The organism is Weizmannia sp. FSL W8-0401 (genome assembly GCF_038009125.1).
GTDB lineage: Bacteria > Bacillota > Bacilli > Bacillales > Bacillaceae_C > Weizmannia > Weizmannia coagulans.
The window spans coordinates 557,601-576,458 of sequence record NZ_JBBPAG010000001.1; the positions used below are offsets into that span (position 1 = coordinate 557,601).

An 18,858-nucleotide genomic window follows, 5' to 3' on the forward strand; every position below is an offset into this window, starting at 1 on the left:
TTTTGGTATAGAAACTTAACTAAGTATTGCAGCTCCATTGATTAGTCAAGTTTGGATAACGGAGTACGTGATTGAGATTACTTTATACATATAAGACAGATGTGCTTAATCAACAAAACAACGACTGACTAATGCAGCCGTTGTTTAATAAATTATTTTTGTATGGATTGAGAAAAGTTAAATTTTTTATGCTCAGCTTGTTGTCTGAGATCAATCTCAATTTGCTCAAGGCTTTTTCCTTTTGTCTCGGATACTTTTCGGGTTACAAAGATGAACGCCAGAACACCCATAATGCCATATATAATAAACATGGTTGAAATGCCAAATTGTTCAATCAATTTAGGAAAAGTTAAGGAGACAATTAAGTTTGCAAGCCAGTTTGTAACACTGCCAATCCCCATGCCTATGCCGCGAATTTTAAGCGGAAAGATTTCAGAGAGCATCACCCATACGACCGGTCCCCAGCTGAGGGAGAAAAATGCAATGTAAACAGCCAGGCAAATCACCGTTGTCCAACTGGCAGCAGTTGACGGGCCAAGTAAAGCGTTTACAATCCCCAGTACAAATAAGGCAAGAGACATACCGGCATTACCGATTAATAAAAGTGGTTTTCTACCAACTTTATCGATGATAAGAACTGCAATAGCTGTAATGATCACGTTAACAATCCCGATGCCTACTGTACCCAGAATAGCTGCAGATGCTCCTAGCCCGACGTTTGTAAAAGTGGTAGGTGCGTAATATAGAACGGTATTGCAGCCAATGATCTGTTGAAAGACTGCCAATCCTATGCCGGCAATTAATGCTGGCCGCACCCACGCTTGTTTTACTTCACTAAAACCGCCCTGATTTTTTTCAAGTTCGTTTGCTTGCTTGATCTCACGTATTTCTTCTTCAACGCCGTGCCCTTTTCTCATATAATTGAGAATCGTTCTTGCTTCAGGTTCTTTTCCCTGTTTCAAAAGCCAACGTGGGCTTTCTGGTAAAAAAAGCATACCGATTAACATCAGCAAACCCGGGATCAGCGCAAAACCGAGCATCCAGCGCCAGCTTCCTGTAGCAGCAAAAACATAGTTAATGATATAAGCCAATAAAATACCTGTCATGATCATCAGTTGATTCAAACTGGACAATGCACCGCGGATTGAAGTTGGTGCCATTTCTGATAAATACATTGGAACAAGGGTAGAGGCACTTCCGACTGCCAGGCCCAATATGACCCGGAAAAGAATTAAAACACCAGTATTTGGTGCCAACGCGGTACCTAATGCTCCAATACAGAAAACAGATGCTGCGATGAGAACGACTTTTTTTCTTCCCCATCTGTCAGACATTGCTCCGCTAATTGCGGCACCGATCATACAGCCAAACAGAATGGAGCTGACGACAATTCCTTCTGTCCAGGAAGTCAGGTGTAAATCATTTTTGATAAAAAGAAGGGCGCCGGAAATTACACCGGTATCATATCCAAATAATAATCCGCCCAAAGCGCCAAAAAAGTAAATCAAGCCATTATTGATTTTAAATTTCATCTGTTTTCCCTCCAAACCGCGATTCGTTTACTCTTCTTAAATCAAACAACTGGTGATTGATCGCGACGGTGTGCGGATAAACATCTTTATAAACCTGATAAAAATCCCGGTAACGGCTGACGTTTTTCGGTATTGGCTCAAATGTCCGGCCTGTCCGGATAAAGGCGGCTGCACAATCTTTGAGGGAAGAAAACCATCCCAATCCGCTTGCTGCAATCATGGCGGCGCCCATCCCGGGACCTTGTTCATTCTGAAGTTTGATAACTTTTGCTTGAAAAATATCAGCCTGAATTTGCAGCCACAGGTCACTTTTCGCACCGCCGCCGATGGATACCACGGTATCGATGTTCTTGCCATAGTTCCGAAAAATTTCAACACTTTCATTGATAGAGAAGGCAATACCTTCCATCACTGCACGGGTAAAATCCCGCCTGGTGTGTGAACTGTCAATGCCTGTAAAAGTGCCGCGGATTTTTGCATCGGCATAGGGCGTTCTTTCCCCGGCAATAAACGGCGTGAAAAGCAGGCCGTTTGCCCCGATCGAAGAATGCGCGGCTTCTTCCAGCAATGTTGCAAAATCTTCGCCTTTTGCGAATGTATCCTTAAACCAGGACAGACTGTATCCGGCGGCGAGTGTAACGCCCATTGTATAGTAAGCATCTTTCTGTCCATGATTAAAAAGATGCACTTTGCCGCCAAAGTTTTTATTGCTGTCTGATTCATATGAAAGGAATACACCGGATGTGCCAATGCTGCAAAGTGCTTTGCCTTCTTCTAAAATGCCGGCGCCAATTGCACCGCAGGCATTGTCCGCCCCACCGGCAAACACTTTGGTCGCATGAGAAAGACCGCACGTCGCAGCGATGTCCGGCAATAATGTGCCGACTTCTGCTTCCGTCTCAACAAGCGGCGGGCAAATGCCGGCCGGGATGTCAAATGTGCGCAAAATATCCGTGCTCCACGACTGATTAACGATATCTAACAACAGGGTGCCCGCTGCATCCGAGTAATCCATGCCAATCGTTCCGGTTAACCGATAACGAAGATAATCTTTTGGCAGGAGAAAGACACGCGTTTTCCGGAAATTTTCCGGTTCGTACTGCTGGATCCAAAGCATCTTCGGGAGTGTAAATCCTTCCAAAGCCGGGTTTTTTGTTATTTCCAGCAGCTTACCACCCAGTACTTGATCGATTTTTTTGCATTGTTCCGTTGTTCTTGTGTCATTCCAAAGAATGGCATTGCGGATGACTTGCAGATTTTCGTCCAGCAGCACAAGCCCGTGCATTTGGCCAGAAAAACTGAGCCCTTCAATTTCATCGCGGGGTACCCCGGATTTTTCCGTTAGTTCTTTCAAAGCTTGAATCGTTTTTTCGACCCACTGTTCCGGATCCTGTTCGCTGTAACCCGGGTGCGGCTGCATTAACGGATAGGATTTAGAAACAGATGAAACCACCTGTCCGTTTTGGTCAACAAGTAATACTTTAACAGAACTTGTCCCAAGATCGACACCGATTGCATATTTCATCTTAATCTCCCCATTGAATAAACCGGCCGGCCTTCATCCAGGCAGGCCGGTTCGGAATTTTATGCATTTACACTTTGATAGGCTTCTTGCACAATATAATGGTTCAGCGTATTTTTCAGTTGTTCCAGGCGGCCAGATTGGTTTATAATTTCTTTTTTATCAAGAATATAATTTTCAAGTGATTTAAAATCAGCTTTGCCGGAAACGATATCGGCGCCGATGCCTTCTTTATAACTGCTGTACCGTTCTTCGATAAAGGCATCAAATACCCGGTCTTCAATCAGCCGGTTCGCTACTTTTAATCCAAGGGCAAAGCTGTCCATACCGGCAATATGGGCATAAAACAGATCTTCGTCCGTGAACGAGGCGCGGCGTGTTTTCGCATCAAAGTTCAATCCGCCCCTGCCAAGTCCGCCGTTTTTCAATACTTCATACATCGCAAGCGTGGTGGAATAGAGATCTGTCGGGAATTCATCTGTATCCCAGCCGAGCAGCGGATCACCCTGGTTCGCATCCAAAGAGCCAAGCAAGCCGTGGGTACGCGCAACCCGGATTTCATGTTCAAACGTATGGCCGGCCAAAGTGGCATGATTTGCTTCAAGATTCAGCTTGAAGTGTTGATCCAAATCGTAAGTTTTTAAGAATGCAATAGTCGTAGCAGCATCAAAATCATATTGATGTTTTGTCGGTTCTTTCGGTTTCGGCTCAAGCAAGAACTGAGCATCAAATCCGATTTCTTTCGCGTAATCAACGGCCATATGGAAGAACCGTGCCAGGTTGTCCTGTTCCAGCTTCAAATCTGTATTTAACAAAGTTTCATAGCCTTCCCGGCCGCCCCAAAATACATAGTTTTCAGCGCCCAGTTCTTTCCCGACTTCAAGCCCTTTTTTCACTTGGGCGGCTGCGTACGCGAAAACATCTGCGTTGCAAGAGCTAGCTGCACCGTGGACAAAACGTGGATTTGTGAACATATTGGCTGTATTCCATAAGAGTTTTACTTTGCTTGTTTTCATATAATCTTTAATCATGGCAACGATGACGTCCAGATTTTTATTTGTTTCCCTTAATGTATCGCCTTCAGGAGCAATATCGCGGTCATGAAAGCAGAAATAAGGGTTACCTAGTTTTTCAAAAAATTCAAATGCTGCTTCTACTCTTGCTTTGGCAAGATCCATGCCTGTGAAGCGATCCCACGGGCGGATCTTGGAGCCTGCGCCAAACGGATCGGTACCGCTTTCAGTAAAGGTGTGCCAGAATGCGACTGAGAATCGAAGCTGTTCTTCCATCGTTTTTCCACCAACGAGTTCTTTCGGATTGTAATGATTAAATGAAAGACCGCTTTTCAATTGTTTGCCAGAATAAGTGATTTTGCTGACATTTGGAAAATATGCCATCATTGTCCCCTCCTATCATTCATTGCAAGCGTATACATAGGGCCCTAGAAAAATAGCACTTTGTTTGTTTAACGGTTAAACTAAGTACATGTTCATAGTAGCACGGTCTTTTTAAAAAAACAACCAATTTTTAAGAAAAATTTTTGATATAATGATAAAAACCGATAATGTTTGTTTAGTGCCTTTACGAATGGAGAGATATTACAACATGCACATAGCGGACCAAAGTTTTATTAAAAATCAAAACCAGCGGGTGATTTTGAACGAGTTGATGAAACATGAGCAAATTTCCCGTGCCAAATTAGCAAAAATTACGAAATTAAATAAAGCAACGATTTCTTCCCAGGTATCGTTTTTGATAGAAAAGAAGCTTGTGAAAGAAGTGGGCACTGGCTTGTCGAGCGGTGGAAGAAAGCCGGTTATGCTAGTATTTAATGAAAAAGCCGGTTATGCTATTGGCGTGGATATTGGTGTGACATATATTTTAACAGTGCTTACTGATTTGGACGGAAACATGATTTACAGTGATTACTGTGAAATTGAAGATCCTTCTTTTGAGATGATAAAGCCGGTAATTATTGAAAGAATCCGGCTTGTTGCAAGTAAAGTGTCGTCTTCCCCGTACGGTATTATTGGCATTGGCGCGGGCGTTCACGGATTTGTCGATATGCAACAGAATGTGCTGTTTACACCGAATTCCGGCTGGCGGGATGTGGATTTAAAAGGCTTGCTGCAAACCCATTTTGATTGTCCTGTTTTGGTGGACAATGAGGCAAATGCCGGGGCATACGGCGAAAAATTGTTTGGCATCTTGAAAGGATGCAAAAATGGCATATATGTCAGTATTGGCATTGGTATTGGGCTTGGTATCATTGTTAATGATGAACTGTATCGCGGAAAAGAAGGCTTTTCCGGTGAAATGGGGCATATGTCGATTGACTTTAACGGCAGGCAGTGCGGCTGCGGCAATAAAGGTTGCTGGGAACTTTATGCATCCGAAAAAGCTTTTTATGATCAACTGTGCTTAGTAAAAAACAAACGCCGGATTACTTTGGAAGAAGTGACGAATTGGGTAAAGGAAAATGATGGTGAAACACTACGGGAATTGGATAAGCTGGGGTACTTTTTAGGAATCGGCCTTACGAATATTATCAATACCTTTAACCCCGAGGCGATTGTGCTTCGCAGTAATTTAATTCAGGAAAACCCGACCATTTTAAATTCTATACAAAGTACGATTGCATCCAGAGTGTCAAAATATGTCCGGCAGAACCATCGAATTTATTTGTCGCAGTTGCATCGGAATGCGACAGCAGTTGGGGCTGCGGCTTTTATTGTCCATCATTTTTTGATGGAGTCGGAAGAGCTTTACGGGAATTAAGGATGCTGCAGGTAACCTGGTGTTCATGTTAAAGCTAGGCCATAAAAGAAAAAGATGCGGAGCGCCCACGTGCAAACCACCAAAAAGACAAAAAGGGGCTCTCTGGACCCCTGAGTCTAAGCATGCATCAATCCGAAACCAGCATCATCAAAGTTTTAACATCCGCTCTAACGCCAAAACCGCATCCCGCGCTGTGTTTTCCTCTACTTTGATCACGTTTGTTTCTTTGCCCTCGACAATATTTTCCAGCGACCATAAAAGATGCGGCAGGTCGATCCGGTTCATGGTCAGGCACGGGCACATGACCGGATTTAACGAAATAATCTTTTTATCCGGATGATTTTTGATCAGGCGCTGCACCAGGTTCATTTCAGTGCCAATTGCCCAGGCGCTCCCGGCCGGCGCGTTTTCAATCGTATCAATGATGTATTTTGTGGAGCCGCTGAAATCTGACAGGGCAACCACTTCATGCGCACATTCTGGATGGACAATGATTTGCATATCCGGATATTTCGCGCGCACGAATTCGATATTTTTGATGGTAAAGTGCTCGTGCACGGAGCAGTGCCCTTTCCATAAAATGACTTTCACATTTTCCAGCGCGCCTTCGTAGATAAGTTCGTTCCGGATCGGGTCCCAGACTGCCATATCTGCGAGTTCCACGCCCAAATCAAATGCAGTGTTTCGGCCGAGATGCTGGTCTGGTAAAAAGAAAACCCGTTCTTTCTGGGTGAAGGCCCACTTGACCATTTTTTTCGCATTTGAAGAGGTAACGGTTGCCCCGCCGTTGCGCCCGACAAATGCTTTTATCGCTGCTGTGGAGTTGACATAGGTAAGGGGCAGCATCGTATCCCCGAACAAAGATTGCAACATATCCCATGCCCGTTCCGTCTGGTGGATGTCGGCCATGTCTGCCATCGAGCAGCCTGCGCGCATGTCGGGGAGAATGACGGTTTGTTCCGCCGATGTTAACATATCCGCCGTTTCCGCCATAAAATGTACACCGCAAAACACAATGTATTTGGCATTGCGGTTTTTTGCCGAAATTTGCGCGAGCTGCAGCGAATCACCGGCTGCATCGGCAAACTGGTATACTTCTTCACGCTGGTAGTGGTGGCACGGGAGGAAAAGTTGCGCACCCATTTCTTTTTTGATGTCCCAAACCCGGTTTTCCATTTCTTCTTGCGTAAGGGACTGATATTTTTCCGGCAAAGTCGTAAGCTGTAACGTTTCCAGCAGGCTCATAAAGCAACCTCCTTCGTATTTTCCACGATTGCACTGATATCAAGTATTTGATAGGAATGGGTCAAAAATCCGAGCGAGATCCAATCGACGCCGGTTTCAGCATAGCTCCGGATATTTTCCATTGTGATGCCGCCTGATGCTTCCGTCGCAATATGGGGCGGCACGAGCGGCAGCCATTCGCAGATTTCTTCCGGTGTGCGGTTGTCAAACATGATGATGTCGGCACCGGCACGGACAGCCTCAAGCAGATGGTCCTTTGTTTCAATTTCGACTTCAATTTTTACGGTATGCCCGATGGATGCTTTCACTGTTTCCACGGCTTTTGTGATGCTGCCGGCAAATGCGATATGGTTGTCTTTCAGCATGACACAGTCGTACAGCCCGCGCCGGTGGTTGAATCCGCCGCCTGCTTTGACGGCGTATTTTTCAAGCATCCGGAGGCCGGGGGTTGTCTTTCTTGTATCGCAAATCTTTGCGTGGGTGCCTTCCGTCTCGCGGACTGCTGCGTTTGTGGTTGTTGCAATGCCCGACATGCGCTGGATGAGATTCAGGATTACCCGCTCTCCGGAAAGGAGGCTTACAATGGGGCCGCGAATTTCCGCAATAGCTGCCCCTTTTTCAATCCGGGCGCCATCCCTGGGAAAAATACGCGGTCTCACCGTACCGTCCAGAATGCGGAAACCTTCTTCTATCACATCCTTTCCACAGAAAATCCCGTTTTGTTTTGCAATAAACGTTAATTTGCCCGGCTGATCCGGCGAAAAAATATATTCCGTATTGATATCGCCTTCCCCAATGTCTTCCATGAAAAAATGTTTAAGCATGGATTGAAGTTGGAGCTTGTTCATAAAGTCCCCTCCGTGTGATTAAGCCTTTGTTTTTTGCATGAATGAGATGGACACCCTGCCAGCCGCTGCTTTCATCCGGGTAATCGGCGCGGATATGGGCGCCGCGCGATTCTTTCCGGCAAAGCGCCGATTGTGTGATGAGCAAGCTGTTGGTAAACATAAAGACTTTTTCCATTTCTTCCTTTGCAAGATGGCCGAGTGAAAAAGCGGAAAACGTATCAGCCCCACGTGCTTCGAGCCACTGCAAAAGATGCCGCAACCCGGTTTCTGAGCGGATCACGCCGGCATTCTCCATCATTTTTTTCTTCAATGTCACGGTGTCCAGCCGGCGGGCGATTTCCGGATTTAAAGGAGGGCGGGCGATTTCCGCTGTTTCGCCGCCCGCTGCTTCAGGTTCCAATGCATTTAAAAATGCTGCGAGCCGTTTGCCGAATACGAGCCCTTCCAAAAGCGAATTGCTGGCGAGCCGGTTTGCACCGTGCACGCCGCTTGCTGCTGCTTCCCCGATTGCATACAGCCCGTTTACCGTTGTTCTCCCGTATGTATCTACTACGATGCCGCCCATAAAGAAATGGCTGCCCGGGACAATAGGCAACAGGCCGGAATGGATATCAATGCCGCTTTCCCGGCAAATCCGGGAAATGGTCGGGAACCTTTTTTCAAAGTTTTTGATTTTACGGATGTCTAGAAAAACTTTCTTTCCGCTATGAATCGTCTGATGGATTTGGTGGGCGACCACATGCCTGGGAGCCAGGTCTTTTAACGGGTGGACGCCCGCCATGACAGGCGATCCGTTTTCATCCACAAGCACTGCACCCTCTCCGCGGACGGCTTCGGACACAAGGCCTTTCGCGCGGCCTTCCGCATACAATAATGTCGGGTGGAACTGGACGAACTCCATATCTGCAAGTTCCGCGCCGGCCCGGTATGCCATTGCAATCCCGTCGCCGATGATTTCCGGGTGGTTGGAGGTGAAAGGATACAAGCTCCCAAGCCCGCCGGTTGCGATCACGGTATGATCGGAAAAATAGTGGCGGATGTTGCCGTCGGCCGTTTTTGTTTTTACACCGGTTACGCGTCCTGTTTCTGCGGATACCATGAGTTCAAACGCCAGCTCATGTTCGATAATCCGGACGCTTTTTCCAAGTTGCCCGAGAAGATGCTGAATGACAAATTTTCCGGTTGCATCGCCGCCGCAGTGGAGAATACGGTGCACTGTATGTGCGCCTTCAAGCCCTAAATCAAGCCCGCCGTCCGGCCGCCTGTCTGCGGGAAGCCCGCTTTTTACGAGTTCTTCTACTACGGCCGCACCCTCTTTCACCAATTTTTCCACTTCTTTTTCATTATGGTGCCGGCAACCCGCCCGGATTGTGTCTTTCACATGGAATTCAAAACGGTCTTCCGGCGAGAGGACGGCTGCGATCCCGCCTTGTGCTTTGTAGGAATTGCTCGTCTTTGTTTGCGACTTTGTAATGATCGTCACATCGTAGCGGCTGTCCAGGTGCACGGCCAATTGCAGGGCGGCAATCCCGCTTCCCAAGATACATATTTTTTCTTTCATCCGTCTCCCTACTTTACATCTGTCTTGACACCTATCTTTGCACAAAATTAAACTGAATACAAGTACTTTTTAGGAGGCCAGCCATGTTTTATTTTGATTATGCGGCAACGACAAAAATGAGCGAACGGGCACGGGAGACATTTATGGAAGCAGCCGAATCTTTTTACGGAAACAGTGAAAGCCTGCATGACATCGGGACGGATGCGCGGGCGGTGCTTGAAAAATCGCGGGGCTTGATCAGCGGTTATCTCGGCGTACCGGCTGAAGGGCTGTATTTTACTTCAGGTGGCACGGAGGGGAATTTATTGGCGATTGTTTCGCTTGCAATGGGAGCTTCCGGAAGGGGGAAACATATCATTTCGTCGATGGCGGAGCATGCGTCCGTCCATTCAGCGCTCGGATTTTTGGAAAGGCTGGGATTTGAAGTGACAAGGCTCCCGTTTACGGAAAAAGGGACGGTGGATTTAAAGAAGCTTGAAGCAGCGATCCGGCCGGACACGGTGCTTGTTTCGGTTCAGCATATTAACCAGGAAATCGGCACCATCCAGCCCATTGAGGAAATTTCCCTGATGGTAAGAAGGCGGGGGATCCTGTTTCATTCCGATTGTGTGCAGTCATTTGGCAAAGCAGATGTAGCACGCATGATCCCTTATGTCGACAGCATTACCCTCTCTTCACACAAAATCCACGGGCCAAAAGGGGTCGGGGCAGTATACATTCACCCCTCTTGCGTCATCGCCCCCGTTTTTCCGTACCTTTCCCATGAAAAGGGGTTCCGCGGCGGGACAGTGAATGTGCCTGGCATTGCCGGATTTGCTGCGGCTGCCGAGGAGATTTTGATAGAAAGTGAGCGGGACTGGGAGTACCGGACCGCGTTAAAAGAGGCATCCGGTGGGACGGTTGTTTTTATAGAGGGGGAACGGGCGATGCAGCTTCCTTCCATCGTCGGCGGTATGATTCCAGGGGTTCAAGGGCAGCTTGTTTTATTGGAGTGCAACAAAGCGGGATTTGCGATCTCAACCGGGAGCGCCTGCCAGGAACATCATGAAGGCGGGAGCAAAGCAGTTGAAGCAATGGGATACGCGGAGGAAGCAATGGATCAGTTTTTCAGAATTTCCTTTGGGCGCCATACAACAAAAGAGGAGATCCTGTCACTCGGAGAAACATTAAAAAAGATTGCGGCTGCGCACAGTGCCGGAACCGCTATGCAAGACCTGTTTGCCCGTTGAATCCGGCGGGGATTATATATAAAGATGGATTTGGGAGTGGCTTGTGTTTCAAGCAGTTGGCAAGACGGAAAGAGGATGAAACAGCTAAGAAAAATATATAAAATTGCAATCAGTTCTGAGGAGTAAAAATTTTTCGTGATAATTTAACTATCCCCCCCAAAAATGCGGCTAAATATGTAATAATTTAAATAGGGCTTGCTGAATAAGCAAAAATTCCAGATTTGACAAGGATTTTGGCTACTTTTGTCGAATATAAAGTGTAAGGATTTCAAAGGAAACACGTAAAAAACCTTGCACTTGGAGGCTGTTACGATGTACAAAAAGACCGAACATCAATTAACTTTTGTAGATGATTTTTTTCTACCATTCGGTGGGAAATGAAATAAAGAAAATCGCTGGGTCCGTCTTGCTGAAATGATTCCTTGGTGGATGGCCGAAGAAAAGTATGCCAAGTCCTTCAAGAAGAAATTCAAAGGCGAAAAGGCTTATTCTGTCAGAATCGCTCTTGGGGCTCTTTATATCAAAGAACGGCTTGGGCTGTCTGACCGGGAAACAGTCGAACAGATCACAGAAAACCCGTATCTTCAGTATTTTATCGGCTTGCCTGAATTCCAGGAAAAAGCCCCATTCGACCATTCTCTGATGACTCGTTTTAGAAAACGTTTGGGCGCAAATATCATCAACGAACTGAATGAATGGATCGTTCTGGAAGAACAAAAACGTCAATTGGAAGAGGAAAAGAGCAACGATGATGATCATCACGACGACAATGATGATGACGTTGATGACGATCATGGTAGTGGTGATCATTAACCTTCTGGTCCTGCTTCGGAAGAGACTCAACTGAATCGGTCTCTCCTAAAACGCAGAACAAAGGAAAGCTCATTTTGGACGCAACCTGTGCACCGGCTGATATTGCTTACCCTACAGACCTCGGGTTGTTGAACGAAGCCCGTGAGAAATTGGAACATATCATTGATGTCCTGCATGAACCACACAAAGGGAAATTACGTAAGCCACGGACCTACAGAAAAAGAGCCCGCAAGGACTATCTTTCTGTCGCTAAGCAACGTAAAGCTGGCGCCCGGAAAATCCGGAAAGCTGTAGGCAAACAGCTCGGATATGTGAAACGAGATCTGGAGATCATTAAAAATCTTGTTTCCCAAAGCTCTCTGTCTCTTTTAAGCAAAGATGAATACAGGCAACTTCTCGTGATTCATGAACTTTACCGCCAACAGGCAGAAATGTACAAAAAGAAAACACACCGGGTTGACCACCGGATTGTAAGCATTTCCCAGCCACATGTCCGTCCAATTGTGCGCGGCAAGGCAAAAGCGAACGTGGAGTTCGGTTCAAAAGTCGCCATCAGTGTCGTAGATGGTTATGCCTTGATTGAGCACCTCGACTGGGAAAATTACAATGAAGGGACCACTCTCAAGGAATCTGTTGAAAACTACTACAACCGGTTCGGATTTTATCCGGAAGCGATCTTGGCAGATAAAATTTACCGAAACCGTAATAATCTGGCATACTGCAAATCTCTTGGCATTCGTCTGAGTGGGCCAAGGTTAGGACGCCCATCCAGAACGGAAGACAAAACCTTGGAACGCGTCGCAAGGCAGGATGCCTCTGAACGTAATGCCGTTGAAGGCAAATTTGGCGAAGGCAAGCGCAAGTATGGGCTGGGCCTTATTCGAGCACGCCTTCAGGAGACCAGCGAAACAGTAGTAGCCCTTCAATTCCTCATACTGAATCTGGAGCGCAAGCTCAGGGTTCTTTTTTTGAAATTTTTACACAACACTATTTTATATTTTGATAATCGAAATTTGGCTTGTATCTGACCAAATTTGATTTGTTCAGCAAGCCCTAATTTAGGGAATTATATTTCTTTTGCGTTGCCTGGATATAGTTATCATGAAATCGACACAGTTTATTTAAGTTTTTTAACTTGTATTCTTGGATATGGAAGTACTTCATTATTAAACAGGATACTACGTGATGAAATGGGACTTATCTATAATCTCAATGCCTACTTGCATACTTATAACGAGGGAGGGGCATTAATAATCAGTACAACATCTAACTCTGCTAGTAACATAGACAGAATAATAAGTATTTTTGGAGAAGTTATAGAAAGATTAAAGAATAGAGGATTAGATAAGAAAGATTTTGACAGAGTTCACTCTATTATAAAATCACAGATATTGTTCAAAACTGAGAATCCTCATGATATCATGCTGGAACTCGGGAGAAATGAGCTACTGGGGATAAATAACAACCGAAGCATAGTTGACTATAACAACTTGAATAAAACGATGGAAAATCTAAAGGAAATTACTTATGAACATTTTTGTGATTTTTTAAAAAATTCTTTGAGCAACCTTTTTCTTATTACGGACTACTAAATGAAAAGTGAGGAGAAATACTATGCGTCAAGTACTAGCATTTTATCTTCTGTACTTAAAGATGTTACTAGCAGAGAAAATAGCTCTTATTTGGTCTGTTATCTTTCCAGTAGTAATAGCTCTTGTATTTCAAAGAGGTTTTTTAAACGATGCTACAGACGAAAAAGAAATAGTTCAGTATATTTCCTTTTTTTGGGTATTCATTATTATATCAACTTACATAAACGGTATAGGACTTCAAATAGCTAGAATTAGAGAATATGGTTTATTAAAGACTTATGTAATGATTACAGGCAATAGATATACTTTTCTAACTGCGATCCTTTTAACACAAATTAGTTTCGGGGCAATTAGTTTGCTTCTATTTACAAGTATAGTTTCCATTTATTACAGAGCCTTTTCTTTTAATTTGTTATTATCTTCTTTAATAGTATTACTAGTGAGTTTCCCGTTAGCTATTGCAAGTGTCTCAATCGCCGCTATTCCAATTAAGTTTAATAATTTATCTACAATTATGAATATATTAGTTTATCCTCTTTTTTTCTCTCATTAAATAGCAGAAGTAGTAATCTATTAAACTATGTAAATCCGTATTATATCATTCATGAAATTACGGAAATAGTCATTAATCTGCTAATGGGCATAGATTATACGTATAATTTTTATCTGTTACTTTTATCGATTCTTCTATACCTTGTAGTTGGACTTTTTATTATTAAACGATTTAATCTTTTATCGTTAACATCTCGTTAGGGGGAAAATTAATTGCATGTTTTTAACTTGAAATATAAGTATAAAAAAGCAAAAGATTATGTGTTGAATGGTGTTACTTTCACGTTAAATACTAAAAAGCTTAATGTTATCGTTGGACTTAATGGTGCTGGAAAAACAACTTTATTTGATTGTTTAACTGGGAACTTAACTCCGGAAACAGGCGAAATATCACTACCTGATAAAAAGGAAATGCTTTATCTAACTCAAAATATATTTTTCTCACCCGAAATTAAAGGAAAAGACTTTGCAAAGTTTGTAGCTAGATTATCTGGAAAAAAAGGAAGTAACCAAATTGATGACTACTTGGACTTTTTGGATAGTAGGGAAAGAGAATTAATGGCACACCTGTGGTCTATGAAAATTGGTAAGATGTCTGTTGGTGAAAGAAAGTGGCTTTTCATAGCCCTTCTCGGTAGTATTGAGAGAAAATTATATATCTTTGATGAACCGACAAGTGGTGTTGACCCTTCATCAAGATTAAAAATTATGAATAAATTTAAGAAATTAATTGAAAATCAGCGTATCTGCATAATCTCTACACATCAACTTCAAGACTTATCTTATATTGACTCGCATTTAATTTTGCTACACAAAGGTAAGGTCCTTTATGAAGGCGATTTTCAAGACTGGTTAAAATTATTTAACACAATTAACCCTGATGAGGCATTCGCAAGAATGATCGAACAGGGATAAATTTCACCATCCTTTCATTAGCCCTCTAATGAATTTAGACACTCGATAAGGTTGTTGTTTTTTATAATCGTAGTGATCAATGAAGGGGGGGCTTTTGATATATGAAACGGAGAAAACATTCCCATGAATTTTATTAACTACAAGTGGTGAAATAAGCATTAGAAGTTGTGAATAAAGCACTTGTGGCTAGATGATATGAAATTAGTTGTTTAGTGCAAAATGAAAGTACAGAGTTCTGCAACAAAAAAGTGCAGAGCTTCATGGCATAAAAAAAGGCTTGCCAGCTCCTAAAATTCCCTCTACTGTTAAGGTTGTGAAGAACAAAACAGTGGAGGTAAAGAAAGGATGCTAGCAATGCCTGAAATTCATCATATCAAACATTTGCGTGAAAAGAAAGGGTTATCGCTTTCCGAAATTGTCCGCAGGACGGGATTTAACTGGAGAACAGTCAAGAAATATGCGGATGGAGACATTTCGGTCAGACAAAAAATAAAGAGAAAACGGGGAATGATGGAGGAAGAAGGATACGGTCAAATCATTGATGACTGGCTGGAGGAGGACGCCAAACTGCCAAGAAAACAACAGCGGACAAGCAAGAAGATGTACGAACAATTAAAGCAGGAACATGGCTTTAAAGGGTCTTATCGAACGGTTTGCGCCTACGTTCAAAAACGAAGACCTCAGCTTAAGCTGGAGAAGGAACGGCGTTACGAGAGGCTGGAACACCCTCCGGGGGAAACGCAGGTGGATTTCGGCACCATGTCCGTTGTGACGAAGGAAGGAAAAGAGGAAGACCGATCAATTCTGATTTTGAGCTTTCCGTACAGCAACGCCGCGTATGCGTATCCATTGCCGGCGGAAAACAGCGAATGTTTTCTTTACGGGCTCACTCAGCTGTTTCGCCAAGCCGGAGGCGTCCCGAGAAAACTGCGCATCGACAATTGGCGAACAGTGCCAGGCACTGTTCGCCATGAAACAATATTCAATGCTCTTACAGGATATACAGAGAAAAGGAATGAAGTTCATTTATTTCATTCATTAAATAAACTGCTTAAATCAACAAAATGTATTTATATGAATTTCCCATACCTAAAAAAGACGTACCCTTCTAACGGTGCTAGGCACACATTAGATATATTTGCAATTCATAATAATAAAATATCAGTTCTGAAGAGTAAATTCATCAATTTTTAGATGTTTTATGATAAAATGACTTATCCACATTTAGAAAATTTTTCCATCTATTTTTTCTGCTTTCAAAGTCAAAAAGAGCCGAATTTGCAAATTTCTTTTTTAAAATTGTGGATAACTTCAAAAAAACCTTTTTTTACATCACATCCTTTGCTATAATATAACCATTAAGTAAACCTTACTTGTATTGGCTTACTTAAATGGGTGAAATCCTCGTCTGTTAAAATGCGTGTCCGAAACGATTCCAACAGATTTGAGGATTTTTCTTTTGCCGTTTTTTTGAGTGCTTTTAAGATTGACGAACCTTTTTCAAACAGCTGTCTAATAATATCTGTTATTTGAACTAATAAATAATGATTTTTCATGGCTGTGTAGTTTTGGCTATTGGCATGTTCTATATTGTAACGATTATTTTTTTGTTCGTTAAATCCTTGATTTTCAATCTTCCAGCGGCTTCTTCCTGCAGCGATGAGTCGTTCCACGTTCTTTTTCGTGATTTTAATATCCGTTATAAATACATACTCTTTCGATTTCCCATCCTCTGTTTTCATTGTGGCCTCCATCAGATTGACCGTTCTGTCTTTGTAGGCAATATCATTCACCCAAACTAATGAATTCTGATCCTTACTTTGTTCCAGCTCTTTTATTGCCTTAAACTCCGTCGAGATACTTTTAATTCTCCCTTCCTTAAATCTGCATATATATTTCCATTTGTGCGCCCTGCACAGATTAAATACCGTTTCACATGCATAGAGACTATCTCCCAAGATACAAATCGGTAGTCTTTTAAATATTTTTTTTATTTTCTTTGCCAGCCTGTCGAAGGCTTTTAATTCACAATCTTGCTTAGAAACATTTTCTGATTCATTTTCGATAAATTCGGAGGCAATACTGAAGACCATATCCCCCACGACAAGCTTGGCTTCAAGTACATGGTGCATATAAAGTACGTTCGTTTCTCCTGTTTCTTTATTTGTATATGCCCGTCTCAGGCAGTGTTTACAATGTTTCTCATGAAAGGTGTGTAATCCAGTTCCATCAATGATGACACCCCAGTACTTTCCTTCAATTCGATAAGACTCGAGAGACCTTTTTTTCAATAATTCTTTAATCATATACGTTCTAATTTTTTCTAATTCATTTACATCTAAGCCAGATAAAAAGTCGTTAATTGTATCATAATGTGGAAGTTCTTCAAGAGAATCTAAGCCTAACACCTTCCCTACATTTTTAATACATTCTTCTTTATTAAAACTCTCACTCATGTTTCTCATGGATTTTAGGCCGGTCATATTTTTCAACATCATCGTAAATAAAAGGACCTCTGGACCATAAGTGATATAGCTTTGATGTCGGTGGTCTGCTACCTTTTTTAGGTTATTCATCAGGTCTTTGAAAAAATGCTTCTGAATTTTAAGGAACTCGAAAAAATAATTTGCTTCTTTTTCACGATTTCTTTTTTCTTTTCTAGTAACCAAAATAAAAACCCCCTCAAAACAGCCAAGTTTAATTAGGGCTTGCTGAACGAATCAAATTTTAGCTTGTATTCGACTTGTCACTAAGCCATGCCAAAATATTCGTCCAGCAAGCTCTAATTATTTAAATTATTACATATTTAGCCGCATTTTTGGGGGGAATAGTTAAATTATCACGAAAAATTTTTACTCCTCAGAGCTATATGGAAGAATATTTTGCTGTTGACAGCTTCCCCAGGATGGTGATATATTTACCTCGAAAAGGTTAAGAAGCTCGGGAACTTAACCAAAAAGGGATATAATAAGACCGTCAGTCGGAGGCGGTGTCTTTCAGTGTTGTGAGGTGCTTAGCAATCGGAGCTAAGTACAAGAGAATCAGAAAAGGCGTCAGCATCGAAGCTGGCGCCTTTAGTATGTCAAAGGGGGAAACCAAATGTGAAGAGAGTGATGGTATTTATCGATGGCAATAATTTTGAAGCTGCTCTTACTGCCTTGTACGGATCCCAGCAGAGGGTGGACTATTTAAAGTTGGCAGAATACGTGGCTGCCCGGAGAGATGGGATGCTTCAGCGCATTTATTATTACACGGCAGTCGGAAATTTGGATAAAGCAAAAGCAGCAGCAACGAAATCATTTATTGACCATTTAAATAAAAAGATTCCAAAATGTATAGCGAAACTGGGCTATTTAAGTGTTGTCGGAACGGACGCGTCGGGCAATCCCATTTTTACAGAAAAAGGAACAGATGTAAATATAGCGGTAGATCTGGTCTCACTTGCTTTTCATAACGGTTATGATGAGGCAATATTATTCAGTGCCGATACGGATTACGAAGCAGCCATTAAAATGGCCAGAAGTTTGGGGAAAAATGTTGTTGCCGGCGTAGTCGACCAACAAAAAGCAGGTTATATGAAGGATCTTTGTGATGAGTATATCACTTTAAAAAAAGAAGACTTTAATCAGTGCATGCGTTAATGAAAAAGAAAGCTGCCCGGAGTCCGAGCCTCAAGGCAGCCAATGATGCGCTTGGCTGTATAGTTCGAATCTGTACAGCCTTCTAATCATGAGTATGAACGGACAACACGGGTTCATACCCATTTTCTTTCGACATTTTTATTCCCGGTTGAAGGAATGAAAAAACTGTCTGCCATGCAATCAGTGTGGGAATAGCTTTTATGATTTAGACAAAAATACGCGCGGCTTCCGCCATAAGATGAATGGCTTCCTTAGGGCGCAGCTTTAAATATCCATACTGACTGAATCTTTTTAAAAAGAAATATAAAATTCCCTGCTTGTCTGTTTAAGCATGCGCCGAAGCGGGGAAAGGTATTTTGCCAAATGTCCAGAAACGCCAAAGTGCATTCGACTTCATGGAAAGTTTATATATATTATAAATTAGAAATTTTTCCATCGTGGAAGTTTCAAAAAATATCATGCAAAGAAAACGGGATAAAAAATTTTGCTTATACACACTAAAAGATATAATACCCGCCCGAGAAAAAATACGGCTGGAGCGGGAAGAAACACGCTGGCACTTAAATAAAGCCTCATTTAGAATGATCTATTTTGAAAATTTGCGCTGATCCTGGTGCGGGTGAGAGGCAG

General features: G+C 42.8%; 13 protein-coding genes and 2 pseudogenes. 8 read left to right on the top strand and 7 right to left on the bottom strand.

Annotated features, from left to right (window positions below; all coding sequences use genetic code 11):
- Positions 1-152: 152 nt before the first annotated feature.
- Genes NSU00_RS02605 through xylA form a run of 3 tightly spaced genes read right to left on the bottom strand, consistent with a single transcriptional unit; the run spans position 153 to position 4,451 of the window.
- Positions 153-1,532 carry a sugar porter family MFS transporter gene (locus NSU00_RS02605; RefSeq protein ID WP_014096118.1) on the bottom strand — a complete coding sequence of 460 codons (1,380 nt, stop codon included), beginning with the start codon at positions 1,530-1,532 and terminating at the stop codon, positions 153-155.
- Positions 1,522-3,057, bottom strand: a complete 1,536-nt coding sequence (gene xylB, locus NSU00_RS02610) for a xylulokinase (RefSeq protein WP_340703369.1) — start codon at positions 3,055-3,057, stop codon at positions 1,522-1,524. Before xylB ends, NSU00_RS02605 begins: the two co-directional genes overlap by 11 nt.
- A 59-nt stretch (positions 3,058-3,116) precedes the next feature.
- Positions 3,117-4,451 (bottom strand): xylose isomerase, encoded by a 1,335-nt coding sequence (xylA, locus tag NSU00_RS02615; protein WP_026104657.1) that lies wholly within the window; start codon positions 4,449-4,451, stop codon positions 3,117-3,119.
- A 208-nt stretch (positions 4,452-4,659) separates the two neighbouring features.
- On the opposite strand from xylA, the gene NSU00_RS02620 reads away from it, so the two are divergent.
- On the top strand, positions 4,660-5,832 hold the full coding sequence (locus NSU00_RS02620) for an ROK family transcriptional regulator (protein WP_014096115.1): 1,173 nt from the start codon (positions 4,660-4,662) through the stop codon (positions 5,830-5,832).
- A gap of 147 nt (positions 5,833-5,979) precedes the next feature.
- Here the strand turns inward: NSU00_RS02620 and nadA are convergent, their stop codons facing one another.
- The 3 genes from nadA to nadB are packed head-to-tail and all read right to left on the bottom strand — an operon-like array spanning position 5,980 to position 9,486.
- Positions 5,980-7,077, bottom strand: coding sequence for a quinolinate synthase NadA (gene nadA / locus NSU00_RS02625; protein WP_340703370.1), 1,098 nt, complete (start codon positions 7,075-7,077; stop codon positions 5,980-5,982).
- On the bottom strand, positions 7,074-7,925 hold the full coding sequence (gene nadC / locus NSU00_RS02630; RefSeq protein WP_035191137.1) for a carboxylating nicotinate-nucleotide diphosphorylase: 852 nt from the start codon (positions 7,923-7,925) through the stop codon (positions 7,074-7,076). Before nadC ends, nadA begins: the two co-directional genes overlap by 4 nt.
- Positions 7,894-9,486 (bottom strand): L-aspartate oxidase, encoded by a 1,593-nt coding sequence (gene nadB, locus NSU00_RS02635; protein WP_340703371.1) that lies wholly within the window; start codon positions 9,484-9,486, stop codon positions 7,894-7,896. The genes nadC and nadB overlap by 32 nt, the downstream gene beginning before the upstream one ends.
- A gap of 83 nt (positions 9,487-9,569) precedes the next feature.
- Between nadB and NSU00_RS02640 the strand changes: the two genes are divergently transcribed.
- From NSU00_RS02640 to NSU00_RS02665, 6 genes and pseudogenes are all read left to right on the top strand, one after another.
- Entirely contained in the window at positions 9,570-10,715 is a 1,146-nt protein-coding gene (locus NSU00_RS02640) for an IscS subfamily cysteine desulfurase (RefSeq protein WP_118499514.1), read from the top strand.
- A 312-nt stretch (positions 10,716-11,027) separates the two neighbouring features.
- Positions 11,028-12,556, top strand: a pseudogene (locus NSU00_RS02645) (IS5 family transposase).
- A 6-nt stretch (positions 12,557-12,562) separates the two neighbouring features.
- On the top strand, positions 12,563-13,120 hold the full coding sequence (locus tag NSU00_RS02650; protein ID WP_340703372.1) for a M16 family metallopeptidase: 558 nt from the start codon (positions 12,563-12,565) through the stop codon (positions 13,118-13,120).
- 22 nt (positions 13,121-13,142) lie between these two features.
- Complete coding sequence (locus NSU00_RS02655; protein ID WP_340703373.1) at positions 13,143-13,673, top strand: hypothetical protein; 531 nt, start codon at positions 13,143-13,145, stop codon at positions 13,671-13,673.
- 212 nt (positions 13,674-13,885) lie between these two features.
- Positions 13,886-14,587: an ABC transporter ATP-binding protein gene (locus tag NSU00_RS02660; protein WP_340703374.1), complete on the top strand. Its 702-nt coding sequence runs from the start codon at positions 13,886-13,888 to the stop codon at positions 14,585-14,587.
- A gap of 345 nt (positions 14,588-14,932) precedes the next feature.
- Positions 14,933-15,529 (top strand): annotated as a pseudogene (locus NSU00_RS02665) (IS21 family transposase); the annotation flags it as partial.
- A gap of 416 nt (positions 15,530-15,945) precedes the next feature.
- Here the strand turns inward: NSU00_RS02665 and NSU00_RS02670 are convergent.
- Positions 15,946-17,256, bottom strand: a complete 1,311-nt coding sequence (locus NSU00_RS02670; protein WP_013858128.1) for a transposase family protein — start codon at positions 17,254-17,256, stop codon at positions 15,946-15,948.
- 444 nt (positions 17,257-17,700) lie between these two features.
- Here NSU00_RS02670 and NSU00_RS02675 point away from each other — a divergent pair, with 444 nt between their 5' ends.
- A complete protein-coding gene (locus NSU00_RS02675; protein WP_019722134.1) occupies positions 17,701-18,228 on the top strand; it encodes an NYN domain-containing protein in 528 nt (175 codons plus the stop codon).
- Positions 18,229-18,858: the final 630 nt, after the last annotated feature.